Origin of the sequence: Rhodococcus opacus (assembly GCF_012396235.1) — a bacterium.
Classification (GTDB): domain Bacteria; phylum Actinomycetota; class Actinomycetes; order Mycobacteriales; family Mycobacteriaceae; genus Rhodococcus_F; species Rhodococcus_F opacus.
In genome coordinates this window covers 116,446-142,483 of the sequence record NZ_JAAXPA010000003.1, presented here as the reverse complement: position 1 = coordinate 142,483, position 26,038 = coordinate 116,446, and the positions used below count along the sequence as shown (strand labels likewise).

At 68.0% G+C, this 26,038-nt stretch carries 15 protein-coding genes; 9 read left to right on the top strand and 6 right to left on the bottom strand.

What is annotated here, in order from left to right; all coding sequences use genetic code 11:
- The first annotated feature begins 97 nt into the window (after positions 1 to 97).
- From dprE1 to HGB39_RS04665, 4 genes are all read left to right on the top strand, one after another.
- A complete protein-coding gene (gene dprE1 / locus HGB39_RS04680; protein ID WP_005248821.1) occupies positions 98 to 1,531 on the top strand; it encodes a decaprenylphosphoryl-beta-D-ribose oxidase in 1,434 nt (477 codons plus the stop codon).
- A complete protein-coding gene (gene dprE2 / locus HGB39_RS04675) occupies positions 1,531 to 2,292 on the top strand; it encodes a decaprenylphospho-beta-D-erythro-pentofuranosid-2-ulose 2-reductase (RefSeq protein WP_005248822.1) in 762 nt (253 codons plus the stop codon). The genes dprE1 and dprE2 overlap by 1 nt, the downstream gene beginning before the upstream one ends.
- Before the next feature lie 11 nt (positions 2,293 to 2,303).
- Positions 2,304 to 4,196 (top strand): galactan 5-O-arabinofuranosyltransferase, encoded by a 1,893-nt coding sequence (locus HGB39_RS04670; RefSeq protein ID WP_211281122.1) that lies wholly within the window; start codon positions 2,304 to 2,306, stop codon positions 4,194 to 4,196.
- 111 nt (positions 4,197 to 4,307) lie between these two features.
- The gene (locus HGB39_RS04665; RefSeq protein ID WP_005572354.1) at positions 4,308 to 4,583 is read left to right on the top strand and encodes a hypothetical protein; all 276 of its coding nucleotides are present in this window, start codon (positions 4,308 to 4,310) and stop codon (positions 4,581 to 4,583) included.
- On the opposite strand, the gene HGB39_RS04660 is transcribed toward HGB39_RS04665, so the two are convergent.
- Entirely contained in the window at positions 4,580 to 5,281 is a 702-nt protein-coding gene (locus HGB39_RS04660) for an MspA family porin (RefSeq protein WP_037202806.1), read from the bottom strand. The two genes, HGB39_RS04665 and HGB39_RS04660, sit on opposite strands and share 4 nt — an antisense overlap.
- A 214-nt stretch (positions 5,282 to 5,495) precedes the next feature.
- On the opposite strand from HGB39_RS04660, the gene HGB39_RS04655 reads away from it, so the two are divergent.
- Positions 5,496 to 7,286 carry a hypothetical protein gene (locus tag HGB39_RS04655; protein WP_005572352.1) on the top strand — a complete coding sequence of 597 codons (1,791 nt, stop codon included), beginning with the start codon at positions 5,496 to 5,498 and terminating at the stop codon, positions 7,284 to 7,286.
- Between the two features lie 7 nt (positions 7,287 to 7,293).
- Here the strand turns inward: HGB39_RS04655 and map are convergent, their stop codons facing one another.
- On the bottom strand, positions 7,294 to 8,058 hold the full coding sequence (gene map / locus HGB39_RS04650) for a type I methionyl aminopeptidase (protein ID WP_043793150.1): 765 nt from the start codon (positions 8,056 to 8,058) through the stop codon (positions 7,294 to 7,296).
- A gap of 52 nt (positions 8,059 to 8,110) precedes the next feature.
- Between map and HGB39_RS04645 the strand changes: the two genes are divergently transcribed.
- The 4 genes from HGB39_RS04645 to HGB39_RS04630 all read left to right on the top strand — a co-directional run bounded on the left by HGB39_RS04645 (position 8,111) and on the right by HGB39_RS04630 (position 16,251).
- Positions 8,111 to 8,371 carry a helix-turn-helix domain-containing protein gene (locus HGB39_RS04645; protein WP_005572349.1) on the top strand — a complete coding sequence of 87 codons (261 nt, stop codon included), beginning with the start codon at positions 8,111 to 8,113 and terminating at the stop codon, positions 8,369 to 8,371.
- Between the two features lie 59 nt (positions 8,372 to 8,430).
- On the top strand, positions 8,431 to 11,667 hold the full coding sequence (locus tag HGB39_RS04640; RefSeq protein ID WP_005565868.1) for an arabinosyltransferase domain-containing protein: 3,237 nt from the start codon (positions 8,431 to 8,433) through the stop codon (positions 11,665 to 11,667).
- A gap of 66 nt (positions 11,668 to 11,733) precedes the next feature.
- A complete protein-coding gene (locus HGB39_RS04635) occupies positions 11,734 to 15,057 on the top strand; it encodes an arabinosyltransferase domain-containing protein (protein ID WP_005565870.1) in 3,324 nt (1,107 codons plus the stop codon).
- Positions 15,058 to 15,276: 219 nt separating this feature from the next.
- Positions 15,277 to 16,251 carry a hypothetical protein gene (locus tag HGB39_RS04630; RefSeq protein WP_043789361.1) on the top strand — a complete coding sequence of 325 codons (975 nt, stop codon included), beginning with the start codon at positions 15,277 to 15,279 and terminating at the stop codon, positions 16,249 to 16,251.
- Positions 16,252 to 16,271: 20 nt separating this feature from the next.
- On the opposite strand, the gene HGB39_RS04625 is transcribed toward HGB39_RS04630, so the two are convergent.
- The 4 genes from HGB39_RS04625 to HGB39_RS04610 all read right to left on the bottom strand — a co-directional run bounded on the left by HGB39_RS04625 (position 16,272) and on the right by HGB39_RS04610 (position 25,935).
- Positions 16,272 to 17,816, bottom strand: coding sequence for an acyl-CoA carboxylase subunit beta (locus HGB39_RS04625; protein WP_005565873.1), 1,545 nt, complete (start codon positions 17,814 to 17,816; stop codon positions 16,272 to 16,274).
- On the bottom strand, positions 17,813 to 22,789 hold the full coding sequence (gene pks13, locus HGB39_RS04620; protein ID WP_005565876.1) for a polyketide synthase Pks13: 4,977 nt from the start codon (positions 22,787 to 22,789) through the stop codon (positions 17,813 to 17,815). Before pks13 ends, HGB39_RS04625 begins: the two co-directional genes overlap by 4 nt.
- A 73-nt stretch (positions 22,790 to 22,862) precedes the next feature.
- Positions 22,863 to 24,758, bottom strand: coding sequence for a long-chain-fatty-acid--AMP ligase FadD32 (fadD32, locus tag HGB39_RS04615; protein WP_005260435.1), 1,896 nt, complete (start codon positions 24,756 to 24,758; stop codon positions 22,863 to 22,865).
- Between the two features lie 187 nt (positions 24,759 to 24,945).
- On the bottom strand, positions 24,946 to 25,935 hold the full coding sequence (locus HGB39_RS04610; RefSeq protein ID WP_005248835.1) for an LLM class F420-dependent oxidoreductase: 990 nt from the start codon (positions 25,933 to 25,935) through the stop codon (positions 24,946 to 24,948).
- Between the last annotated feature and the right edge of the window lie 103 nt (positions 25,936 to 26,038).

The following is a 26,038-nucleotide window of genomic DNA, read 5'->3' as shown; positions in this document are numbered from 1 at the left end:
ACGACGAGGCTAGCGCCCCGTGAGTACTTGTCGACCGCCCGCGGTGGATAAGCACGCACGGGCCCACGGGGCCGGCCTCCGGGTACCCTCTACCTCGATGTCCACGACAGCAGAAGAGACGCCCACCCAGGCGCTCCCCACACAGACCCGCACCCTCACCGGCTGGGGACGCACCGCGCCCACCACCGCGCAGGTGCTGTCCACTCCCGACGTGGAAGTGATCGCGCGAGCGGTTGCCCAGGTCGCGGAGCAGAACGAGTCGAAGCCCGCTCACCTTCAGCGTGGGGTGATCGCCCGTGGCCTCGGCCGCTCCTACGGCGACCCGGCGCAGAACGCCGGTGGCCTGGTCATCGACATGAATGCGCTGAACCAGATCCACCGCATCGACCGCGACACCCACCTGGTCGAGGTCGACGCCGGCGTCAACCTGGACCAGCTGATGAAGGCGGCCCTGCCGTTCGGTCTGTGGGTTCCGGTGCTGCCCGGCACCCGGCAGGTCACCATCGGCGGCGCCATCGGCTCCGACATCCACGGCAAGAACCATCACAGCGCCGGGAGCTTCGGCAATCACGTGGTGTCCCTGGACCTGCTCACGGCCGACGGCAAGGTGCGGACGCTGACGCCGAAGGGCGGCCGCAACGACCCCAAGGGCGCACTGTTCTGGGCGACGATCGGCGGCATGGGCCTGACGGGCATCATCCTCAAGGCCACCATCAAGATGACGCCCACCGAGACGGCGTACTTCATCGCCGACGGCGACGTCACCCAGACGCTCGACGAGACCATCGCACTGCACAGCGACGGCAGCGAATCCAACTACGAGTACTCGAGCGCCTGGTTCGACGCCATCGCGGCGCCGCCGAAGCTGGGTCGCGCCGCGATCTCCCGCGGTTCGCTCGCGAAGCTCGACCAGTTGCCGGCCAAGCTGCAGAAGAACCCCCTCGCGTTCGACGCGCCGCAGCTGCTGACGTTCCCGGACGTCTTCCCGAACGGCCTCGCCAACAAGTTCAACTTCTCGATGATCGGCGAGCTGTGGTTCCGGAAGTCGGGCACGTACCGCGACAAGGTTCAGAACTTGACGCAGTTCTACCACCCGCTCGACATGTTCGGTGAGTGGAACCGCGCCTACGGATCCAACGGATTCCTGCAGTACCAGTTCGTGGTGCCGACCACCGCGGTCGAGGAATTCAAGGCCATCATCCGCGACATCCAGAAGTCGGGGCACTACTCGTTCCTCAACGTGTTCAAGCTGTTCGGCGAGGGCAACCAGGCCCCGCTGAGCTTCCCGATCCCGGGCTGGAACATCTGCGTCGACTTCCGCATCAAGCCCGGCCTGAACGAGTTCGTCACCGAACTCGACAAGCGGGTCCTGAAGTTCGGCGGCCGCCTCTACACGGCCAAGGACTCGCGGACCACCGCCGAGACCTTCCACGCCATGTACCCGCGGATCGACGAGTGGATCGCCACCCGCCGCAAGTACGACCCCACCAATGTCTTCGCCTCCGATATGTCCAGAAGGTTGGAACTCTAGTGATCAACGCTGTCGGGAACCCCCAGACTCTCCTGCTGCTCGGTGGCACCTCCGAGATCGGTCTCGCGATCTGCGAGGAGTACCTGAAGAAGGCGCCGATGCGGGTGATCCTCGCCGCGCTGCCGGGTGATCCCGGTCGCGATGCCGCCGTCGCCCAGCTGAAGGCGGCCGGCGCCAACGCCGTCGACGTCATCGACTTCGACGCCGTCGACACCGAGAGCCACCCGAAGGTCATCGACGAAGCGTGGGCGAAGAGCGACGTCGACGTCGCCATCGTCGCGTTCGGCCTCCTCGGCGACGCCGAGGAACTGTGGCAGAACCAGCGCAAGGCCGTCCAGATCGCCGAGGTCAACTACACGGCCGCGGTGTCGGTGGGCGTGCTCGTGGGCGAGAAGATGAAGGCACAGGGCTTCGGCCAGATCATCGCCATGTCGTCCGCCGCAGGCGAGCGCGTGCGGCGCTCCAACTTCGTATACGGATCCACCAAGGCCGGACTCGACGGCTTCTACCTCGGACTCGGTGAGGCACTGCGTGAATTCGGTCCGCGCGTCCTCGTCATCCGACCCGGCCAGGTCCGCACCCGCATGTCCGCGGACGTGAAGGAAGCCCCGCTCACCGTGAACAAGGAAGACGTGGCCAAGCTCGCCGTCACGTCGGCGGAGAAGGGCAAGGATCTCGTGTGGGCGCCGGGCGCCTTCCGTTACGTGATGATGATCCTGCGGCACATCCCGCGACCGATCTTCAAGAAGCTGCCCATCTAAGCTTCGCCCTCGTGACGGAAGCAGACGTAGCACCGGCCCGACGGTCCCTGTCGACAGCTCTCGAAATGCTGCTGGGGGCCGTCGTGGCCGCAGTGGTGGCGGCAGTCGGACTGTTCGCGTTCGCGCGGGTGCAGTGGCCGGCGTTCAACTCGTCCAACGTGACTCAGGCCGTCACCACGGTCGGCCAGGTCGTCGCCATCGCGGGAATCGCGGTGTCGGTGCTGCTCGTGCGACTGCACCGGACTCCGCGGTTCGCCCGGCTGCTGTCGTGGGCGAGCCTGTCCGGGTTCGTGACCGTCACCCTCGGCCTGCCTCTCGCGGCCACCAAGCTCTATCTACACGGCGTCTCCGTCGACCAGGAGTTCCGCACCGAATACCTCACGCGGCTGACCGACTCCGCGGCACTGCGCGACATGACGTACGCCGACCTGCCGCCGTACTACCCCGCCGGATGGTTCTGGGTGGGCGGGCGCGTCGCCAACCTCCTCGGCATGGACGGCTGGGACGCCTTCAAGCCGTACGCCATCGGATCGCTCGCCGTCGCAGCCGTCGTGGCACTGGTGTTGTGGAGCAACCTGATCCGCCACGACCTGGCCATCGTGGTGTCCCTCGCGACCACGGCACTCGTCCTGGCCTACGGGTCACCCGAACCGTACGGCGCCGTCATCACCCTGCTGATCGGTCCCGCACTCGTCCTCGCCTGGGGCGGGCTGCACCGTGTCGACGGTCGCGGCGGCTGGGGCGCCGTGATCGGCACCGGTCTGTTCCTCGGCCTCGCCGCCACGTTCTACACGCTGTATCTCGGACTCGCCGCCTTCGCGATCACCCTGCTCGCACTGCTGGCCGCGACCCTGCGGATTCGCGCCCAGAAGTCGTGGCGGGCGGCGATCGATCCGCTGGTCCGGCTGATCGTGATCGCCGCCGTGTCCGGCCTTCTCGCGCTGACCGTCTGGTTGCCGTATCTGCTGAAGGTCGTGGGCGGTTCGCCCGCGGCGTCGGGAACAGCGCTGCACTATCTGCCCGAGGCAGGCGCGCATCTGCCGCTGCCGATGATCCACTTCTCCCTCACCGGGGCACTGTGCCTGCTCGGCACCATCTGGCTCGTCGCCCGCGCGTCGACGTCGCGGCGCGCGCAGGCACTCGGCGTCGGAGTGGTGGCCATCTACCTGTGGTCGCTACTGTCGATGGCGTTCACCGTGCTCGGCAGCACCCTCCTCTCGTTCCGGCTCGAGCCTGTGCTGATCGTCCTGCTCGGCGCGGCAGGTGTCTTCGGATTCGTCGAATTCGCAGGATGGCTCGTGCTCGCGACCAGCGACAACCCGCGGGTCAAAGGGGCGGTCCTGGTGATCGGGGTGTTGGGCGCGCTGTCGTTCGTCCAGAACATCCCCAAGTTCCTCGACTCCGACATCGCTGTCGCCTACACCGACACCGACGGCAACGGTGAACGCGCCGACCAGCGCCCACCCGGCGCCGCCGCCCACTACGCGGCAGTCGACGAGCTGATCCAGGCGCAGGTCCCCCGCGACCGCGACGACACGGTGGTCCTCACCGCCGACACCAGTTTCCTCAGCTTCTACCCCTACCTCGGGTTCCAGGCGCTGACGTCGCACTACTCGAATCCCCTGGCGGACTTCGCCGGACGCGCCGGGACCATCGCGGACTGGAGCGAGCTCGAGACGCCCGACCAGCTGGTGACCGCACTCGACACGGCGCCGTGGCGCGCCCCCGACGCGTTCGTGTTCCGCCAGGGCCCCGACGGGTACACGCTGCGGCTCGCCGAGGACGTGTATCCCAACGACCCCAACGTGCGCCGCTACACCGTCACGTTCCCGAAGGAACTGTTCGACGACCCCCGATTCACGGTGTCGGAGACCGGGCCGTTCGTGGTCGTCACAAGAAACTGATCGGTCTGTTCGCGTTTATCTCGCCACCTCGTGGGAACCCCGCAGCCAATCAGGGAGGCGGGTATTTCCCGCGCCCCGAGGGGAATTGTCGGGTCGTCGCGAGGAGCGGTCATGCCGGATGCAGTGGAGCCTCGACGTGCCGGTAGCGGTGCCGAGGACTATCTCCTCGGCACCGCCGGCGGTGAGGTGGTGGTGCATGCCGGACTCGCCGTGACGATCGGAGCGATCGTCGGTGTCTACGCCGGGCACTGGGTGCTTTTCGTGATCGCCTTGCTCGGCGCCGCCGTGTGGATCACAGGCGACGTCGTCGTCCATGTCAGTCGACAAAGGTCGCCGGACATCAGTCCGGCGACCCCTGTCAGGCACCCTGTCGGGCGGGCTGCCTAGTTGAGCTTCTGCGGCACACCGTAAGTCATCACGGTGTCACCGTTCTCCGTCACGGCCATTGCGTACGGACGGATGGTGACCGGCCCGATAGCACCGGAGATGGAGCCATGGACTCCCTGCATCCTGACCACAGCTGCCGATCCGTCGAACTCCTGACCCTCGAGGATCGGAACCGTGGTGATTCCACCGGGCTCCAGGTCGATGTCGAGTTCCTGCGACGGAATGATGTCACCGGCGAGTTCGACGTTCGTCCCCGCATTCAGACCCAACGAGAGCTCCGGGAGGAGCCCCAGGTCGATACCGTTGCTCGACCCGATCGCGAACCCGAGTCCGGGCGTGTTCAGGACGATCGTCGCGCCGGCCAGTGCGACCGGGTAACCGATCTGATAGCCGACGGTGAGCTGAGTTCCCTCGAACTCCTCCGCGTTCGGCCCGGTGATGGCGACCCCGGCGTAACCGTTGTGGAAGAACTCCACGCTGGTGGGTACGCCGTCCAGCGGCGGAACTGTCTGATACACCGTGTCGCCCTGCACGACTTCGATGCGATTTCCCTCTGCATCGATCACGGAACTGGAATTGTCCACGCCGGCCGACGCGGTGCCATTGCCCATGACCATGGCGAGCGCGGCGATGCCAGCGACTGCCACCGAGCGTGTAAACCGTTTGTACCCAAATCGAGATGTGCTGATGTCCGTCATGCCGACCCCATTCAGAGTGCACTGCAACCGATACGAAAAAGCATGCTGAGCGTAACCAGTGGGGCAGGAGAATATCCCTGTATTGATCAGAAGTTCACAAATCAACTTGATGTGATACACGCAACAATCACGCGATCGCAACCCAGGAAGCTCTCAGCGACCTCCGGTACCCTCGGTCGATTGACATCGACCCGAGAACCGGAGGCGCAGCTGCGTGACTGAGATACTCACCCAGGTCGAGACCACTCGGCAGGCAGAGAGCACCAGCACCACTGCTCGCCCTCTCCGCTCCCGTCTCCGGCCGCACCCGGCCGATGTCGCGGCGATCGTCTTCTACGTCGGCCTCGCGGCATTCGTGTTGGCCCGCCAGTGGAAACACCTCGGGACCGGCTATCTGGTACGCAGCGGCCAGGACCAGACGATGTGGGAATGGTTCTTCGCGGTCGCGGCACGCTCACTGGTCCATCTGGACAATCCGCTCTCCAGCGACCTGCAGAACTACCCGCTGGGCGTCAACCTCATGGGCAACACGGCGATGTTCGGCATCAGCATTCCGCTGGCGCCGGTCACGCTGTTGTTCGGACCGAACGTCACCTTCACTCTCGCGCTCACACTTGGCCTGTCGGGCACGGCAATTGCCTGGTATTGGGTGTTTTCGCGGCATGTCGTGTCGTCGCGACTCGCGGCCGCCGTCGGCGGTGGTCTGTGCGGTTTCGCCCCCGCCCTGATCTCGCACACCAACGGGCACCCCAACTTCGTCGCCCTGTTCCTGCTGCCCTTCATCGCGCTGGCCGTGATCAGGCTGGGCAGCGGTGCGCGCCCGGTGCGCGACGGCATCGTCCTCGGCTTGCTGATCGCCTATCAGATCTTCCTCGGCGAAGAACCCCTGCTGATCTACGCGCTGGCGTTCGCGGTTTTCGGTGCCGCCTTCGCGGCGTCGCGTCCGCGCGCGGCATTCGCGGCGGTCACGCGCAGCATCACGGGATTCGCGATCGCCGGCGGCATCGCGCTGGCCATCGCCGCCGTGCCCCTGTGGTGGCAGTTCTTCGGACCCGACAGCTACCGGGCGATCGAACACGGCCCGGTCGGCAACGACACCGAAGCGTTCACCAGCTTTCCGACGTCCTCGCTGGCAGGCGAGCCCGGGTCCGCCGAGTTCAGCATGAACGCCACCGAGGAGAACGCGTACTTCGGCTGGCCCCTGCTGATCCTCCTCGGCCTGTCGGCCCTGTGGCTGTGGCGCATGCCGCTGGCGCGCGCCGCGGCCGCCACCGTCGCCGTGATGGGCGTCCTGTCGCTCGGGACTTCGCTGACGATCGGCGGCTGGGACACCGGAATTCCCCTGCCGTGGAAGCTGATCTCACACCTGCCGCTCCTCGAATCCGTACTCGAATCGCGCTTCGCGATGGGCTGCCTGCCCGCCGCCGCCCTGCTGCTCGCGCTGGGCACCGACCGCGCCCTGGCGTCCGCCCGCGAGGGCCAGCGGACCACCACCCTGCTGTGGGTCGGCTGGCTCGCGGTGGCGCTGCTTCCGCTGGCGCCCACGCCGCTCGCCGTCGTCCAACGCGATACCGCACCGAGTTTCTTCGCCGACGGCACGTGGCGGGAGTACGTCACCGAGGGTTCCGTCGTCACGGTGCCGCTTCCCTCCCCGGAGAACGCGCGGATGCTGCGCTGGCAGACCGAGCAGGATCTCGCATTCCCCATCGCCGGTGGGTACTTCGTCGGCCCGGCCGGCAGCGAGGACCGGGGTAAGTACGGTCCCGACGACCGCCCCACCGCACTACTGCTCGCGTCCGCGCAGTCGTCCGGCCAGGTGCCTGCCATCGACGAGGCGACGAAAGCCCAGGCACTGACGGACCTGAAATTCTGGAACGCCGACGTCCTGGTCCTGCCGCACACCCAGAACGATCGCGTTCTGCGCGAGACGGTCCAGCAGCTCGTCGGGGCACCCGCGAAGCCGGTCGACGGCGTGTGGGTGTGGGACGTACGAGCACTGACGTAGGAAAGTCTTACCGCGTCAACACTTCCGGTCCGTCCGTACCGATCGCGACGGTGTGCTCGCTGTGCGCGGCACGGGCGCCCGTCGCCGTGCGGAGCGTCCAGCCGTCTGCCTCGTGCCGGTAGTCGTCCGTGCCGTCGGCGATGAGCATGGGTTCGATCGCGATCACCATCCCCGGACGCAGCAGCATTCCCTTCCCGACACGTCCCTCGTTGGGCACGTGCGGATCTTCGTGCATCTGCCTGCCGATGCCGTGCCCGCCGTGGTCGGCGAGCATCCCGTACCCCGCGCCGCGCGCGAACAATCCGATGGCGGCACCGATGTCTCCCAACCGGTTTCCCGGCCGTGCGGCCGCAATGCCGTGCGCGAGAGCGGCTTCGGTGGCCTCGACGAGTGCCACGTCCGCCGGGTCCGCCGTTCCCACGACGAAGCTCACGGCGGCGTCCCCGCACCAGCCGGCGAGCCTGGCGCCACAGTCGATGCTGACGAGGTCACCGTCGCGGAGACGGTACTCGCCGGGAATGCCGTGCACCACAGCATCGTTCACGCTCGCGCAGATGACCCCGGGAAACGGGCTGGGCGCCCAGTTCGGGTGATAGTTCAGGAACACGGGCTCCGCTCCCGCGTCGCGGATCACCGCGGCGGCCACCGCATCGAGACCCTTGAGCGTCACCCCGGTCACTGCCGCCTCACGTACGGCTGCCAGAGCGTCGGCCACCACCCGGCCGGCCGCGCGCATCGCCTGCACCTCGGCCGCCGTCTTCAACTCGACCACAACACCCTCCACGACGGTTTCCAATTTCTATACCGGTATTACTATATGGCACATGGTGCGTGTGCCGTTGACAGCAGAGGAACTCGAACGCGGGCAGAGGCTGGGTGAGCTGCTGCGATCCGCGCGAGGAGACATGAGCATGGTCACGGTCGCACTCGACGCGGGTATCTCCGTCGAAACCCTGCGCAAAATCGAGACCGGGCGCATCGCGACACCCGCGTTCTTCACGATCGCCGCGGTCGCCCGGGTTCTCGACCTCTCCCTCGACGACGTCGCCGCGGTCGTGACCTTCGGTCCCGTGAGTACTTCTTAACGTCCGGGCGTTAACAAGTACTCACGGGTGGCAGAGCCACCATCGCCTAACATCGTTCTGTGCCGTCCCAACCCCCGCCGCCTGACCTTCGGACCATCCGCACTTCCCGGCTCGTCGCGATCGTCACCGGCCTGATCGGGTTCGTGCTCGCGCTGGCCACCCCGTTCCTGCCGGTGAAGCAGGACGCCGCGTCGATCGACTGGCCGCAGAACGGCACCCTGAACAGCGTCGAGGCGCCGCTGGTCTCGTACACACCGCTGGACATACAGGTGAACGTGCCGTGCTCGGTGTTCACGCAACTCGGACCCGACGGCGGCACCGTCGTCTCCACCCTCCCGAATCGCGCGCCCGACTTCGAGAAGAACGGTCTCGTCGTGAAGGGGGGCGCCGGCGGCACGGTCGACGTCACGATTCGCGGCATCTCCCTGATCTCGGCGGACGCCGCGGACCTCCGGGGCTGCACCGCCCTCACCGTCACATCCGACCATCAGCGGACGTCTGCCGAGATCACCGGCACCGCCGAACCCCTCGCCGGTTCCGTCGAGGGCGACCAGCGCCCGCAGATGGTCGGCCTGTTCACCGACCTGCAGGGCGCGGCGCCGGCGGATTTGAATGTGCGCGTCCACCCCGACTCCCGATTCTCGTCCAGCCCCACCCTGCTCAAACTGCTGGCGATGATCGTGTGCGTCCTCGCGACACTGACTTCGCTGTACGCGTTGCACCGCGTGGACGGCATCGACGGCCGCCGCGCGCGCCGCTTCCTGCCCGCGCACTGGTGGAAGTTCACCGGTGTCGACGCGGTCGTGATCGGGACGCTGCTGCTGTGGCACGTGGTCGGCGCCAACACCTCCGACGACGGCTACCTCCTCGGCATGGCCCGCGTGTCGGAGCATTCCGGCTACATGGCCAACTACTTCCGCTGGTTCGGCGTCCCCGAGGCACCGTTCGGATGGTCGTACGAACTCCTCGCGGCGCTGGCGAAGGTGAGCACCGCGAGCATGTGGATGCGACTGCCGACGCTCCTCGCCGCCCTCCTCTGCTGGATGGTGATCAGCCGCGAGGTCATTCCCCGCCTCGGTGTGGCCGTGCGCCGCAACAGAACTGCCCTCTGGACCGGCGGACTGGTCTTCCTCGCGTTCTGGTTGCCGTACGACAACGGGCTGCGTCCCGAACCGGTCATCGCGCTCGGCGCCCTCCTCACGTGGTGTTCGATCGAGCGCGCCATCGCCACCGGACGACTTCTCCCCGGCGCCGTCGCCGTGCTCATCGCCGCGTTCTCCCTCGCGGCCGGACCGTCGGGCCTGATCTGTATCGCCGCCCTGATCGCGGGCGCGCGGCCGATCCTGCAGATCGTGATCGCACGGGGCCACCGGGTGGGATTCGCGTCCCAGATCCTGCCGATCCTCGCCGCCGGAACCGTGGTGATGGTGGCGGTCTTCGCGGATCAGACACTCGCGACGGTGCTCGAGTCGACGCGCGTCCGCACCGCCCTCGGCCCCAACGTGGCCTGGTTCGACGAGCGGCTGCGCTGGGATTCGCTCATGGGGATCTCGCCGGACGGCTCGCTGGCCCGCCGATTCGGCGTGTTCGTGATGCTGCTGTGCGTCGTGGTCTGCGTGATGCTGATCCTGCGCAAGGGGAAGGTGCCCGGGACCGCGATCGGACCGTCCCGCCGCATCCTCGGCATCGTGTTCGCGTCACTGCTGTTGATGATGTTCACGCCCACCAAGTGGACCCACCACTTCGGTGTGTACGCGGGTCTCGCCGGCTCGGTCGCGGTGCTCGCGGCGGTCGGGGTGGGTGCCGCGAGCATCCGCTCCAAACGGAACCGCACCCTGTTCGCCGCGGGGGTCCTGTTCATCCTCGCGGTCGCGTTCACCAGCTCGAACGGCTGGTGGTACGTGTCCAGCTACGGCGTCCCGTGGTGGGACAAGCCGCCGATGATCGCGGGCAAGGGCTTCTCCACGCTGTTCCTGGGCCTCACGGTGCTCACGCTGCTCCTCGCCGCCTGGTACCACGTCCGCGAACCGTACGAGAACGGCAGGAAACCCAACGGCAAGCGTGCCCGGATGCTGGCGCCGTCGCCGCTGACCGTCGCGGCCGGGGCCGTCGTCCTGTTCGAGGTGCTGTCGCTGCTGAAGGGGGCCGTCGCGCAGTACCCCGGGTACTCCATCGCCAAAGCCAACATCGAGTCGGTGACCGGCAACTCGTGTGCGCTCGCCGACGAGGTCCTCGTCGAGACCGACCCCACCGCCGCCCTGCTGCAGCCGCTCACCCCGGTCACCGACCCGAACGGCGCAGGCGCATTCGGCACGACCGCCGCGGAAGGCTTCACCCCCAACGGCATCGCCGACGACCTCACCGCCGACTCCGAGAAGATCGCCACCGGCGGCGCGAACACCGTCGACACCGAGACCGACGAGACGACGACGGGAACCAGCTCCGGTACCGGTGGCGGCACCGAGGCCACCGCCGGAGTCAACGGCAGCACCGTGACGCTGCCGTTCGGCCTCGACCCCGCCCGGACCCCGGTCCTCGGCAGTTATCAGCAGGGCGGGGAGCAGAAGCCCGCCTCCCTCACCACCGGTTGGTACGGCCTGCCCGACCGCAGCGACGACGCACCGATCCTCACCATCTCGGCCGCCGGACGCATCCGGTCGGTCGACGCGGACGGCGTCGTCACCCCCGGCCAGAGCCTGAAGGTCGAGTACGGCGTCTCCGGCCCCGACGGGTCCGTCACCGCGCTCGGCACCGTCGACCCGATCGACATCGGACCGTCCCCGTCGTGGCGCAACCTGCGCGTGCCACTCGACCAGCTGCCCGCCGAGGCGAACACGGTCCGGCTCGTCGCGGACGACCCGGACACCGACCCCGGTCAGTGGCTGGCGGTCACGCCGCCCCGGGTGCCGTCGATGCAGACACTGCAGACCGTCGTCGGCTCCAGCGACCCCGTGCTCCTCGACTGGGCCGTCGGGCTCGCATTCCCCTGCCAGCGGCCCTTCGACCACCGCTACGGCGTCGCCGAGGTCCCGCAGTGGCGCGTCCTCCCCGACCGCATCGGTGCCGAGTCCACCAATGCCTGGCAGGACAAGTTCGGCGGCGGCCCGCTGGGCTGGACCGACCAGCTGCTGTCGGCGAGCACCCTGGCCACCTACCTGTCGAACGACTGGGACCGCGACTGGGGCTCGCTCGAGCGGTACACGTCGCTCGACGAGTCGGCGACGCCCGCGCGGGTCGAATCCGAACAGGTGACCAGGTCGGGTACCTGGTCGCCCGGACCGGTGCGCTACTACTAGACGTGTCCCTACCCTCTGGTAGGCGGCAATATGCCTACTCAGGTTCCTGACATACCATCGACAACCGTGCCCGACGCTCTGACAACTTCCGTCTCCGATCCCGCATCCACTTCGCCGCCTGCTCGCCAGGACCGGCGGAGTGAGTACCGGACCGCCCGTCTGATCGCCATCGTCACCGGCCTCATTGGGTTCGTGCTGGCAGTGGCCACCCCGTTCATGCCGGTGCAGCAGACCACCGCAGCGGTGAACTGGCCGGAGAACGGCGTCGTCGGCGACCTCGAGGCACCGCTGATGTCGCAGGTCCCGGTCGACCTGTCGGCGGCGATCCCGTGTTCGGCGGTGGCCGGGCTGCCCCCGCAGGGCGGAATCCTGCTGGCCACGGCCCCCGCGCAGGGCGAGGGTGCGGCACTGAACGCGATGTTCGTGCGGGTGTCGGACAAGTCCGTGGACGTGCTCGACCGCAACGTCACCATCGCGACGGCGCCGCGCGAACAGGTGCAGTCGGGCGCCTGCACCGAGATCCGCATCACGTCGAACATCGACGCGACGTCCGCCGAGTTCGTGGGTCTGACCACTCCGACCGGTGACCCGATCGCCGGTTCCCTCACCGGCGACCTCCGCCCGCAGGTGGTGGGCGTGTTCAGCGACCTCCGTGACGGGGCGGCGCCGGCGGGCCTGTCGTTCACGATGAACGTGGACTCCCGATTCTCGTCGAGCCCCACACTCATCAAGCTCGTCGCCATGATCGTGGCCCTCCTCGCCACGGCCATTGCCCTGGTCGCCCTCGGCCGCCTCGACGGCACGGACGGGCGCGGGCACCGCAATTTCCTGCCGTCGCACTGGTGGAAATTCACCGGACTCGACACGATCGTCGTGGGCACGCTGGTGCTGTGGCACTTCATCGGCGCCAACACGTCCGACGACGGCTACCTGCTCACCATGGCCCGGGTCTCCGACCACGCCGGCTACATGGCCAACTACTTCCGCTGGTTCGGTGTCCCCGAGGCGCCGTTCGGCTGGTACTACGACGTCCTCGCCGCGATGGCCAAGATCTCGACGGCCAGCCCGTTCATGCGACTGCCCGCCCTCATCGCCGGCATCCTGTGCTGGATGGTGATCAGCCGGGAGGTCGCTCCCCGCCTCGGCCGGTCCGTCCGGCGCAACAAGGTCGCGCTGTGGACCGGCGGACTCGTCTTCCTCGCGTTCTGGCTGCCCTACAACAACGGCCTGCGGCCCGAGCCCATCGTGGCGCTCGGCGCCCTGCTCACGTGGTGCTCCATCGAGCGTTCCATCGCGACCGGACGTCTCCTCCCCGCGGCTGTTGCCGTGCTGATCGGCGCGTTCACGCTCGCGGCCGCCCCGACGGGACTGATGTGTGTGGCCGCCCTGCTCGCAGGCGCCCGTCCGCTCGTCCGGATCGTCGTCAAGCGCCACCGCCAGGTGGGGACGCTGCCGCTGCTGGCTCCGATCGCGGCCGCGGGCACGATCGTCCTGGTCGTGGTGTTCGCCGACCAGACCGTCGCCGCGGTGATGGAGGCCACCCGGGTCCGCACCCTGATCGGCCCGAACCTCGAGTGGTACAAGGACTTCCTGCGCTACTACTACCTCTTCGTCCCGACCGTCGACGGTTCGGTGGCTCGCCGCTTCGCGTTCCTGACGATGATCCTGTGCCTGCTGACGACGCTGTTCATCCTGTTGCGCCGCAAGCGGATCCCCGGCGCCGCCACCGGCCCGTCGTGGCGTCTGCTCGGTGTCGTGTTCGGCACGATCTTCTTCATGATGTTCAACCCCACCAAGTGGACCCACCACTTCGGGGCGTACGCGGGCATCGCCGGTTCCCTGGCCGCACTCACCGCCGTCGCGGTGTCGGCGTCCGCGCTGCGGTCGCGCCGCAACCGCACGATCTTCCTCGCCGGCCTGCTCCTCATGCTGGCCCTGACGTTCGCGGGCATCAACGGCTACTGGTACGTCTCGAGCTACGGCGTGCCGTGGTTCGACAAGACCGTCTCCATCGGCGGCCGCCAGTCCAACACGTTCTTCCTCGTCCTGTTCGGGCTGGCCGTCGCACTGGCCGCCTGGCAGTACCTGCGTGAGGGATTCGCCGCGCCACCCGCCCGCGCCAACACCGAGAAGGGCAGGCGGATCAGGAAATTCGCGGCCGCCCCGCTCACCGTCATCGCCGGCATCATGGTGCTGTTCGAAGTCCTCTCGCTCCTCAAGGGCGCCGTCTCCCAGTACCCGGCGTACTCGCTGGCACGGTCGAACTTCGACTCCCTCACCGGGCAGACGTGCGGCCTCGCCGAGGACGTCCTCGTCGAAGGCGACACCAACGGCGGCAACCTCACACCCCTCAACGATCCCGCGCAGCCGCTGGCGAACCCCGCCGACCCGCTCGGCGGCGCCAACCCCGTCGGCTTCTCCCCCAACGGGGTGCCGTCCGACCTGACCGCCGACTACGTCGAGGTCAAGCAGGGCATGGGCAACACCGACAACCAGAGCGTCGGGCCCAGCTTCGAGACCGGATCGAGCGCGGGAACCAGCGGCGGCACCGGCAACGTCGGCGTCAACGGCAGCACCGCCAAGCTGCCGTTCGGCCTCGACCCCGGCACCACACCCGTCATGGGCAGCTACCAGGAAGGCGTGCAGGAACCGGCCACGCTGTCGTCCAGCTGGTACGCACTCCCCGAGCGCAGCGACGACGCCCCGCTGATCGTCATGTCCGCCGCGGGCCGCATCTGGTCGGTCGACTCGACCGGCGCCCTCACCTACGGTCAGTCACTGCTCCTCGAATACGGCAAGCGTCAGCCCGACGGCACCGTGCAGGCTCAGGGCACCTACCTGCCCAAGGACATCGGGCCCGCACCGTCGTGGCGCAACCTGCGCGTCCCGATCAGCGAACTGTCCCCCGACGCCGACTCCGTGCGGATCGTCGCCAACGACCCCAACCTCACCGGCGACCAGTGGCTGGCCTTCACCCCGCCGCGGGTTCCGAAGCTCGAGACCCTCAACTCGACGATCGGCAGCTCGCAGCCGGTGCTGCTGGACTGGGCCGTCGGGCTCCAGTTCCCGTGCCAGCGTCCGTTCGACCACCAGTACGGTGTCGCGGAGATGCCGAACTACCGCATCCTCCCCGACCGTCCGCTGGCCGTCAGCTCCACCGACACCTGGCAGTCCCCGGAGAACGGTGGCCCCCTCGGCTTCACCGAACTACTCGCCAGCGCCACCGCCATCCCCACCTACATGCGGGACGACTGGGGCCGCGACTGGGGCTCCCTCGAGCGCTTCGACCGGTACTACCCGGACGCCACCGCGGCCACGGTCGACACCGAGACCGCCACCCGATCCGGACTGTGGAAGCCGGGCACCCTGCGGGTGTACAGCAGCCCGTAGACCTGCCTATTCGCTTCTGCTCTGCTTGCGTCGCCCGATGTCACACGCGTTCACTCTGACTGAACGAATGTCACATCGGGCGCCGCGCTGGGCGGGCCGACACGGCGAAACGGCTCCGCCGCCCGCGGAGTTGTCCACAACCTTCCGTCCATCCACAGGGCAATTTCCGACGTGGGCTTTCCGGCGACGGTCCGATTCGCCCGCGGCATGCTCTGACCCATGCGACGAGGAACCTGGGCCGAAGATCCCTCTGCGATAGCCGCCGTCAGCCGCGACGGTGTGGTCCGCGCGGCCACCCTGGAACGGCTGGGTGTCGCGAAGGACACCATCTCCGCACGCTGCGCCGACGGCGGTCCGTGGCAGCGGATCCTCCCCGGCGTCGTCCTGCTGCACAACGGGCCGCCGACGATGCTGCAGCGCAATCTGGCGGCGCTCGAATACGGCGGTCCGGACGCGTTGCTGTCCGGTCACGCCGCGCTCGCCGCGTTCGGCTACACCTCGTCGGCGTCCCGGAACGACGTGCTGCTGCTCATCCCGTCCACCCGGCACCGCCGGGACTGGGCGTACGTGAAGGTCGAGCGGACGTGGCGCATGCCCGCACCGGTCCACCGGGGGCTCCTGCGCCTCGCTCCCCCGGCGCGCAGCCTCCTGGACGCCGGTCGTCGCACGCTTCAGGCCGACAGCTGTCGGGCGCTCCTCGCCGGCGGGATCCAGCGCGGCGACGTGACTGTCGACGACCTCGTGCGTGAACTCGAGCACGGCAGCGACCGCGGAAGCCGCCTGCCCCGCGCGGTCTTGCGTGAACTGAGCGACGATGCGCATTCCGTCGCCGAGGTGCACGCGCAGAAGGTGTATGCGACGAGCGGTCTTCCGCCGATGTTGCACAACGTGGACGTCCTGTCCGCCGCCGGGCTGTGGATCGCCCGTCCCGACGGCTGGCTGGACGACGTCGCCGTCGCCTGGGAGATCGACTCGCTGAAGTACCACTTCTCGCCGGAACTCCACGAGGCGACGATGAGGCGGCGGGCGCGTATGCAGCGCGAGGACATCATCGTCGTGACGCACCTGCCGAAGCAGATTCAGGCCGACCCGGCGACAGTGCTCGCCGACCTCCGCGCGGCGCGCACGCTGGCGGCGTCGCGCCCCCGGCCGCCGGTGTTCGTCCACACCGAACCGAAGCTGCGGTCGGCATGAGTCACTGCCGCGGTGGCGACCTACAGAGGCATCAGATCGTGCTTGCGCGGGTTGCGCTGCACCTTCTTGTCGCGCAGCATCGTCAGCGCCTTGCGGATCTCGAGCCGGGTGGTGGCGGGCTCGATGACGGCGTCGATGTAGCCACGCTCCGCCGCGATGTACGGCGTCGCGATGTTCTCGTTGTAGAAGTTGATCAGCTGCCTGCGAACCGCGGGAGCGTTCTCACCCGCGGCCTCGATCTGCCTGCGCCCGATGAGGTCGACAGCACCCTCCGCGCCCATCACCGCGATGCGGGCGGTCGGCCACGCGAAGTTGATGTCGGCGCCCAGCTGCTTCGAGCCCATGACGGCGTACGCGCCGCCGTACGCCTTGCGGATCACGACGGTCACCTTCGGGACCGTCGCCGTCACGAACGCGAAGATGAACCGGCCACCACGCTTGATGACGCCGATCCGCTCCTGCTCGAGGCCGGGAAGGAACCCGGGGGTGTCGACCGCGAACACCAGCGGGATGTCGAAGGCGTCGCAGATACGGATGAAGTGTGCGGCCTTGTCCGAGGCCTGGGCGTCCAGCGCGCCCGCCGCGACCAGCGGCTGGTTCGCGATCACCCCGACCGTACGTCCGTCCACGCGGGCGAAGCCGGTGATGATGTTCAGCGCCACCTGCCCGCCGATCTCGTGGAACTCGCCGTCGTCGAAGATCCGCAGCAGGATGTCGTGCATGTCGTAGCCGGCGTTGTCGGCGTCCGGGATGAACGTGTCGAGGTCGCGGTCGGAGTCCGTGATCTCCGGTTCGAGACCCGGGTTGACCACCGGCGGCTTCTCCATGCAACTCGACGGCAGGAAGCTGAGGTACTTGCGCACCCACTCGAACGCGGCCTTCTCGTCGGCCGCCACATGGTGCAGGTTGCCGTACTGCGCCTGGTTCCGGGCGCCACCGAGTTCTTCGAGGCTGACGTCCTCACCGGTGATCTTCCGGACCACGTCGGGCCCGGTGACGAACATGTACGACTCCTCGGTGGCCACCAGGACGTCGGTGTTGATCGGCGCGTAGACCGCGCCGCCCGCGCACTTGCCGAGGATCATCGAGATCTGCGGGCACATCCCCGACAGCGGTTCCTGCCGACGGCCGAGCTCCGCGTACCAGGCCAGCGACGTCACCGCGTCCTGCACCCGGGCACCGCCCGAGTCGTTGATGCCGACGCAGGGGCAGCCGATCTTGGCGGCGAACTCCATGATCGCGGCGACCTTGCGGCCGAACATCTCGCCGACGGAACCGCCGAACACGGTCTGATCGTGCGAGAACACCGCGACCGGTCGTCCCTCGACGGTCCCGTGGCCCGTGACGACACCGTCGCTGTACAGGGCACCCGGATCACCGGGCTGGCGCATCAGGCCGCCGACCTCGATGAAACTTCCCGGGTCGAGCAGCATGTCGATGCGTTCGCGCGCGCTCGGAATACCCTTCTTCGCGCGCTTGGCGATAGCCTGTTCGCCCGCGGGTTCCTTCGCCGTTTCGAGCTTTTCGCGCAGTTCGGCAAGCTTCTCTGCGGTCGTGGTGGTCACTGATGCGCTCCGGTTCCGGCGGCCTGGATCGCCGCCAGCTTCTTGGTGAGGTCGGCACCGACCTTCGCGATGTACGGCTCGTCGACGATCTGGATGTGATCGCCGCCCACGTGGATGATCTCCAGGTTCTTCACCGCGTCGCCCCAGCCGCCGTCCGGCTTCCGGGTCTTGAACGCGGGCTCCAGGTTCATCACGTCGTCGTGGTAGCGGTCGGCCATGTACAGGACGACGTCGCCGTCGTACTGCTCGAGCTCGGCAGTCTGGATGGCCCGGTTGTCGAGCCACGACGTGCGCTGATGCTCGATGATTCCACCGGGAATCTTCGTACCACTCAGCTTGAGCAGTTCCGTCAGGATCTTGATCTGCTCTTCGTCGCTCTCCGCCGCAGCGAGCTTGTCGTACGGCAGCGGGTAGTCCACGTTGTACGTCTTCTTCGCGAACGCGGCGTACCGCTGCCAGCGTTTACGGATCTCGTCGGGGGTGTCCTCGACCTTCTCCCCGGCCATCACCGTGTCGATCAGGCCGACGATCCGGACGTCCGCACCCGACTCGCGCAGCAGCTTCGCCACCGCGTAGGCCAGCACACCGCCCAGCGACCAGCCGTACAGCACATACGGTCCGTCACCCTGGATCTCACGGATCAGCGGCAGGTACTCCGCCGCGCGGACCTCGATCGGACCCTCGGTGCGCTCGAACCCGTACATCGGCGTGCCCTCGGGCAGACGCTTCAGCAGCGGCTCGTACGCGACCGTCGAACCACCGGCCGGGTGGAACACGAACACGGGGACGGCATCCGATCCTTCCGGGCGGGCCCGCAGCGCACGGACCAGTCCGTCGATCTTGCCGGAATCCTCGAGGAATCCGCGCACCACATTGGCGAGTTCCTCGATGGTGGTGGAGTCGAGAACGTCGTCGAACGTGATCTCACCGTTCGCGCGTTCCGACAACCGAGCCGCCAGCTTCTCCGCCGTCTCGTCGTTCAGGATCGGCAGCGTGTTGAAGATGCCCTTCGCGGACTCGCCGGTGACGACGGCCCACGTGGCGAACGTCAGACGCTCGGCGGCGTCGCGGGGCGGAACGTCGGAACCGGTCGCGTCGGCGAACGCTTCCTTGCTGTCCACGGCGGCCGCCTCGGGAGTAGCAGCCGTCTCCGGCACCGGCGTCGCGGCGAGGATCGCCTCGGCCTCGGCCTCCACGGACGTGTTTTCCGCGTCGAGCGGAGACGCGGCGCCCTCGGATTCACGAGCGGCCTCCGAGTCACGGTCGGCCTCCGCGGCCTCCGCGGCCTCCTCCGCTTCCTTCTCGGCCTTCTGCTTGTCCGCCAGCGCCTGCACCTCTTCGCGGTTCTCGACCGCGTAACGCAGGTACTTGCCGACCTCCATCAGATTCGCGTCCCGGACCGCCTGCAACTGCAGCTGCGGGATGTCGAACTCGTACTCGACGCGGTTCTTGATGCGGACGGCCATCAGCGAGTCGAGGCCCAGCTCGATGAGCGGGATCTCGGCGGGCAGGTCTTCCGGGGCGTAGCCCATGGACTCGGCGACGATCAGCGCGAGACGGTCTTCGAGGGTCTGCGAACCGTTCGGGTCCCACTTCTCGCCGATGTCCTCGACGACCTCGGGCAGCTCCTCCACCGGGGAGGTCGACTGCACCGGCGGCGCGACGACCGGCTCGGGCAACGCCGCACCGGACGTGACGGCGGCATCGAACAGCAGCGTGAAACTCGGGCCGCTCTTCGCGTGCACCTGCAGCGACGCGCCACCCGGATGCGGGTTGAGCGTGGTGGTGAGCGTGCCCTCCGCGGGAGCGTGAGCGTGCAGGACGGACGCGGCGAGCGTCACGTCCGACAGCACCTGCGACGCGGCGGCGGTGACCAGTGCGGGCAGGTCGGTGACCGCGCCGGCCTGGACCTCCCACACGTGGCGGCCGTCGGGCAGCGACACGTGCGCACCGGGGACACGGGTGTTGCCGCTGGAGTCGATGCGGGTCTCCACCCAGTACGGCTTGCGGATCCACGCGGTACGCGGAACGGACGCGAAGTCGCCCTCGGGGAGCAGCGACGACAGGTCGACGGCGTGCCCGTGCACGTACAGCTGCGCGAGCGCGGCGAGGACACCGAGCGGCTCGTCCTCCTTGCGCTTGAGCGTCTGGATGAGCTGCATGTCGTGCAGGCCGGCATCGAACGCGGTGGCGGCCACCGACATCAGGGCCACCGGGTTGGGCGCCAGCTCCACGAACGTGGTGTGCCCGTTGCCCACGGCGAGGCGCACGGCGTTGGTGAAGTACACACTGTGGCGCAGACCCTTGGTCCAGTACTCCTCGCGGTGGATCGGCTCGTGGCCGGCGCGGTAGTACGTGTCCTGGTCGACCGAGGAGTACACGCCCAGCTTCAGCTTGGTCGGCTCGATCCCCGCCAGTTCCGCGGCCAGCTCGCCCAGCAGCGGATCCACCTGGGAGGTGTGGCTGGCGCCCTTCGTCTTGAGGACGCGGGCCATTTTCTCCTCGCCCTCGGCGCGCGCGACGATCGCGTTGACCTCGGGCTCGGGGCCACCGATCACGGTGTGCGTCGGGGCCGCGTACACGCAGACCTCGAGGTGCGGGAAGTCGGTGAGGACGGTCTCGATCTCGGACGCACTGTACTCGACGAGCGCCATCAGACGGATGTCGTCGCCCTCGAGCGTGGCCTCGGCCTCGCCCATGAGGCGGGACCGGGCGCAGATCACCCGCACCGCGTCCTCGAGAGGCAGACCACCCGAGATGTACGCGGCGGCAGCCTCGCCCATCGAGTGCCCGACCACGGCCTCGGGCTCGGCGCCGTGGTGACGCAGCAGGGCCGCCAGACCGATCTGGATGGTGAAGATACCGACCTGGGAGGTCTCGACGTCGTAGTCGATCGCGTCGTCGAGGAACTTCTCCTTCATGGAGTAGCCGGCCTCGTCCTCGATCAGCGCGTCAACCTCGTCGATGGCGGCGGCGAAGACCGGGTTCTCCAGGTAGAGCTGCTTGGCCATCTTGCGGTGCTGCGAACCGAAGCCCGACAGGACCCAGACGGCGCCCTTCGACGACGGCGAATCCGCCGAGAACACACCCTGCCCGGGCTTCCCTGCGGCGATGGCGCGCAGCCCGGTGACGGCCTCGGAGCGGGTCTTCGCCAGGACGACGGCGCGCGAGCGGCCGTGGTTGCGGCGGGCGAGAGCACGCGCGACATCGGCGAGCGGAGTGGTGCTGCCCTCTTCGGTCTCCAGCCAGTCGGCCAGATCCGCGGCGGCCCGGCGGCGACGCGACGGCAACGCACCGGACACCGCGAGCACGATCGTCGGCTCGACGGCCTCGGACACCGATTCCTCGGTGGGAACAGCGGGCTCGGTGACCTCGGCCGCGTCGTCCGCGGCAGGTCCGGTGTACTCACGCACGACGACGTGCGCGTTGGTGCCACCGAAACCGAACCCGGACACACCGGCGACGGCCGTGCCCGTGTAGCGCGGCCACGCCGCACCCTCGGGAATGACCTGCAGGTGCGCCTTGTCGAACGCGATGTACGGGTTGGGTCCGGCGAAGTTCAGCGTCGGCGGAAGTGTGTCCTCCCGCATCGACAGCACGACCTTGATCAGGCCCGCCGCACCTGCGGCGGCCTCGAGGTGACCGAAGTTGGTCTTGGCCGAGCCGAGCAGCGCGGGCTTGTCGTCGGCGCGGCCACGACCGACGACGCGTCCGAGCGCATCTGCCTCGATGGGGTCGCCGAGGATGGTGCCGGTGCCGTGCGCCTCGATGTAGTCGACGCCGGCCGGGTTGATGCCCGCGTCCCGGTACGCGTGCCGCAGGACGTCGGCCTGCGCGTCGGGGTTCGGGGCCGCGAGACCGTTGGAGCGGCCGTCCTGGTTGACCGCGCTACCGGCGATGACGGCGAGGATCTCGTCGCCGTCACGCTCGGCGTCCTCGAGACGCTTGAGGACGACGAGGCCGCCACCCTCGGCGCGGATCATGCCGTCGGCGTCGGAGGAGAACGCCTTGATGCGGCCGTTGGGGGCCATCACACCCAGCTGGTCGAAGCCCAGCGTGGCGGGCGGCGCGACGAGCATGTTGACGCCACCGGCGAGCGCGAGATCCGACTCACCGGACCGCAGCGAGCGCACCGCCTGGTGCACCGCGACGAGCGACGACGAGCACGCCGTGTCGAGGGCGATGGACGGTCCGCGGAAGTCGTAGAAGTAGGAAACCCGGTTGGCGACGATGGACGTCGACGTACCGGTCAGCGCATACGGGTGCGCGTGGACGGGGTCGCTGACCGCGAGCAACTGGTAGTCGTTGGCCGAGCTGCCGATGAACACACCGACCTGCTCACCCTTGAGGTCGCTGGCCGGGATGCGGGCGTGCTCGAGGGCCTCCCACGTCAGTTCCATCGCGAGGCGCTGCTGCGGGTCGACGTTCGCGACCTCCAGCGGGGACATCGCGAAGAACTCCGCGTCGAAGGTCTTCACGTCGTCGAGGTAGCCGCCCTGCGTGTTGGCCTTCTCGACGGCCGCCTTGATCTGCGGGTCGGAGGTGAACTCCTCCCATCGACCCTCGGGCAGGTCGGAGATGCCGTCGCGGCCCTCCGCGAGCATCTGCCACATCTCGGCGGGAGTCTTACCCGCGCCGGGGAAGCGGGAGGCCAGACCCACGATCGCGATGTCGTGCGCGTCCGACGTCGGCACCGACGCGTAGTACGCGGCGTCGGCGGAGTCGTCGGGCTGCTCGGGTTCGCCCTCGATGATGCGGGTGGCCAGCGACGCGATGGTGGGGTGCTGGTAGGCGACCGTCGCGGTGAGCGTGACGCCGACCAGTTCCTCGATCTCGCCGCTGAGCGCGACCGCGTCGCGAGACGAAAGACCGAACTCTTCCATCGGACGGTCGTCGGTGATCTGACCGACCGGTTGCCCGGTTGCGTCGGCAATCCAGTTGCGCAGCCACTCGCGCAGCTGCGCGACCGTCATGTCACCTGTGCTGCTGGTCCGGTCATCATCTTTTTCAGCCATCAACTCACCAAGCTACCCGTCAGGAAGTGGACTATTCGGAAACGCTATCGGGGAAGGCCGTCTGCGTGTATCCGCCGCGCAGGGTGCCTTCGATGTAGCTCGCCTTGCACGCGCGGCGGGCGATCTTGCCGCTCGACGTACGAGGAATCGAGCCCGCGGGCACCAGCAGGATGTCGCGCGCGGTGACCCCGTGCCTGCTCGACAACGCCGCCCGCACCGTGTCGGCGATCGGCTGGGGGTCGGCCTTGCCCGCACCCGGTGCGCGCTCGGCCACGATCACGAGCTGCTCGGACGAGTCGCCCGCGTCGTAGTTCAGACCCGAGTGTGTGTTCTCGAACACGACGGCGGGCAGCTGGTTGGCCGGGACCGCGAACGCGGCGACGAAGCCGGGGCGGAGCGCGGTGCTCGCCTCCTGCGCCGAGTACTCGAGGTCCTGCGGGTAATGGTTGCGGCCGTCGACGATCACGAGGTCCTTGACGCGGCCCGTGATGAACAGCTCGCCGTCGATGTAGACGCCGTAGTCGCCGGTCCGCATCCAGTTGGCGTCCTCGGGGGTGCCCTCCGCGTGGCTGCCCTCGGCGAGCCGGTTGGTGAGCTTGTTGTGGAACGTCTCGGCGGTCTCGTCGGTGCGACCCCAGTAGCCGATGCCGATGTTCTCGCCGTGCAGCCAGATCTCTCCGACCCGGTCGTCGGGCTGCTCGATGCGCGACTCCGGGTCGACGATGGCGGCCCACTGGCTGCGCGCGACGTACCCGCAGGACACCTGTGGGATGGCGTTCTCGGCGTCCTGGTCCACCTTCACGACGCGACCTGCGTTGAGCTCGTCGCGATCGACGTAGATGACGCGGGCCTCGTCCGAGTGCCGGGTGGAGGACACGAACAGGGTGGCCTCGGCCATGCCGTACGAGGGCTTGATCGCCGTCTTCGGCAGGCCGTACGGCGCGAATGCCTCGTTGAACTTGCGCATCGACGACGTGGTGACCGGCTCGCTGCCGTTGATGAGACCGATCACGTTGCTCAGATCGAGGCTCTCACCGTTCTTCGGCAGACCGCGGGCGGCCGCGTGCTCGAACGCGAAGTTCGGTGCGGCCGCGAACGTGCCCGCACCGTCGGACACCGCTGCCAGTTCCTTGATCCACCGGTACGGCCGCTGCACGAACGCGCGCGGGCTCATGATGGTGATGTACTTGCCGCCCAGGGCGGGCAGGATGACGGTCAGCAGACCCATGTCGTGGAACAGCGGCAGCCACGTGACGCCACGCGAGTTCTCGTTGAGCTCGATGGAGTCGACCATCTGCAGCGCGTTCGTGCCGACGGCGCGGTGCGTGATCTCCACACCGGCGGGCACACGGGTGGAACCGGACGTGTACTGCAGGTACGCGATGTCGTCGAGATCGATCTCGGGGCGCACCCAGGACTCGCCGACGCTGTCGGGGATGGCGTCGACGGCGATGATGCGGGGGCGTTCGGCGGCGGGGAGGGAACGGAAGAACTGTCGAACACCCGCGGCGGAGGAGGTGGCCGTGAGGATGGCGGCAGGCTTGCAGTCACCGAGGACGGCGTGCAGACGGTCGGTGTGGCCGGGTTCGTCGGGGTCGAACAGCGGCACCGAGATCGTTCCGGCGTGGATGGCGGCGAAGAAGGAGATGACGTAGTCGAGACCCTGCGGCGCCAGGACGGCGACACGGTCGCCGGGCTTGGTGACCTGCTGGAGGCGCGCAGCGACGGCGCGCAGGCGGTGGCCGAACTGTTCCCAGGTCAGCTCTTGCGCTTCGCCGTCTCTGTCCCGCGAATAGTCGATGTAGCGGTATGCCAGCTCGTCCGAGTTCTCCCGGGTGTGCCGCTGGACGTAGTCGACCAGCGTGCTTCCCGAGTCGAGCCTGATATGGCCCTTCTCGTCGATAAAATCATCGAACTTCGCGTTCATTCCATCTCCTCCGAAGCGATCACACAGGCATGCCACCGGCATGACTGCGCCCCAGACTTCCTTCGCCGAATCGGATCTTGTACAACTCGTGGGGAATGACGTAACTCGCCACTCACCCGAATAAGTTCATCGATTCCAAACCATCGATATGTTACAGATTGGCATCGCCGCCCTCGGTACGCTGCGTCTACTCGCCCTTCAGTTGCGAGATGATCGGCGCGAACGCATCCATCTGTGTGGGGAACACACCGACGTAAGACATTGTCGTCTTTTCTCGCACCATGCGTATCTGATCGGCGATCTCCTCGAAGCTTCCAATCGCGAGATACGGCGAGCTCAGGATGTCTTCGACGGACAGCTTCGTGTCGACCTCGATGTTGGGCGGGAAGCCCTGATCGAGTGCGGCGAGCGCCATCTCGGCGGTCTGCTCACGGTCGTCGGTGATGACGATGGTGGTGATCGTCCAGTTCAGTTCGATGTCGTCGAACCGGTCACCGGCAGCTTCCCGGATACGGTCGACGCGCTCCATCGTCTTCTCGAGCGTGACACCCGAGAGCAGGAGCTTGCCTTCCTTGCTGGTGGGCGTCGCCACGGAGATGATGTCGGCGTACTTGGCCGCGAGCGCCAGCATCTTGGGGCCGCCGCCGCCGACGGCAATCGGGGGACGCGGGCCCTGCCGCGGTCGCGGGCTGCCTGTCAGGCCCTTGATCTGGTAATACTTGCCGTCGAAGTTGCACTCCTGGCCGCGCAGCAGCACGTCGAGGATCTGCAGGGTCTCCTCGAGCTTGGCGATCCGGATGCCCGGGCGCTCGTAGTCGATGCCGCCCTTGTCGAACTCTTCCTTCATCCAGCCGGCGCCGATGCCGAGTTCGAGGCGGCCCCCCGACAGCACGTCGATGGTGGCGGCGTCCTTGGCGAGGATCGCCGGGTGCCGGAAGCCGTTGGCCAGGACGGCGGTGCCGAGCCGGATCTTGTCCGTGGCGATCGCGAGTGCGCCGAGAGCGGCGATCGGTCCCACCTGGTTACCCAGGTGGTCGGGGATCATGAAGCTGTCGAACCCGAGTTCCTCGGCCTTCTGCGCAAGCTTGACGAACCGACGCGCGCCGCCCTCGTCCGCGTTGCCCTCTCCGCCTGCCGCGAATCGGAACTTACGCAACGAGCTGGCGTCGGAACTCATGAATAGCTTCTCCTGTGGTGAAACGCCCGCGTTTCAGGACGTGAACATCGGTGGGGTCGGGCACCGGTGATGCCGCAACAGTGCAGCACTCTACCGGTGCCGA

Coding starts and splice junctions, on each gene's coding strand:
- dprE1 (WP_005248821.1), top strand. CDS start 98: ATGTCCACGACAGCAGAAGAGACGCCCACCCAGGCGCTCCCCACACAG.
- HGB39_RS04665 (WP_005572354.1), top strand. CDS start 4,308: ATGCCGGATGCAGTGGAGCCTCGACGTGCCGGTAGCGGTGCCGAGGAC.
- HGB39_RS04660 (WP_037202806.1), bottom strand. CDS start 5,281: ATGACGGACATCAGCACATCTCGATTTGGGTACAAACGGTTTACACGC.
- HGB39_RS04645 (WP_005572349.1), top strand. CDS start 8,111: ATGGTGCGTGTGCCGTTGACAGCAGAGGAACTCGAACGCGGGCAGAGG.
- HGB39_RS04630 (WP_043789361.1), top strand. CDS start 15,277: ATGCGACGAGGAACCTGGGCCGAAGATCCCTCTGCGATAGCCGCCGTC.
- pks13 (WP_005565876.1), bottom strand. CDS start 22,789: ATGACGGTCGCGCAGCTGCGCGAGTGGCTGCGCAACTGGATTGCCGAC.
- fadD32 (WP_005260435.1), bottom strand. CDS start 24,758: ATGAACGCGAAGTTCGATGATTTTATCGACGAGAAGGGCCATATCAGG.
- HGB39_RS04610 (WP_005248835.1), bottom strand. CDS start 25,935: ATGAGTTCCGACGCCAGCTCGTTGCGTAAGTTCCGATTCGCGGCAGGC.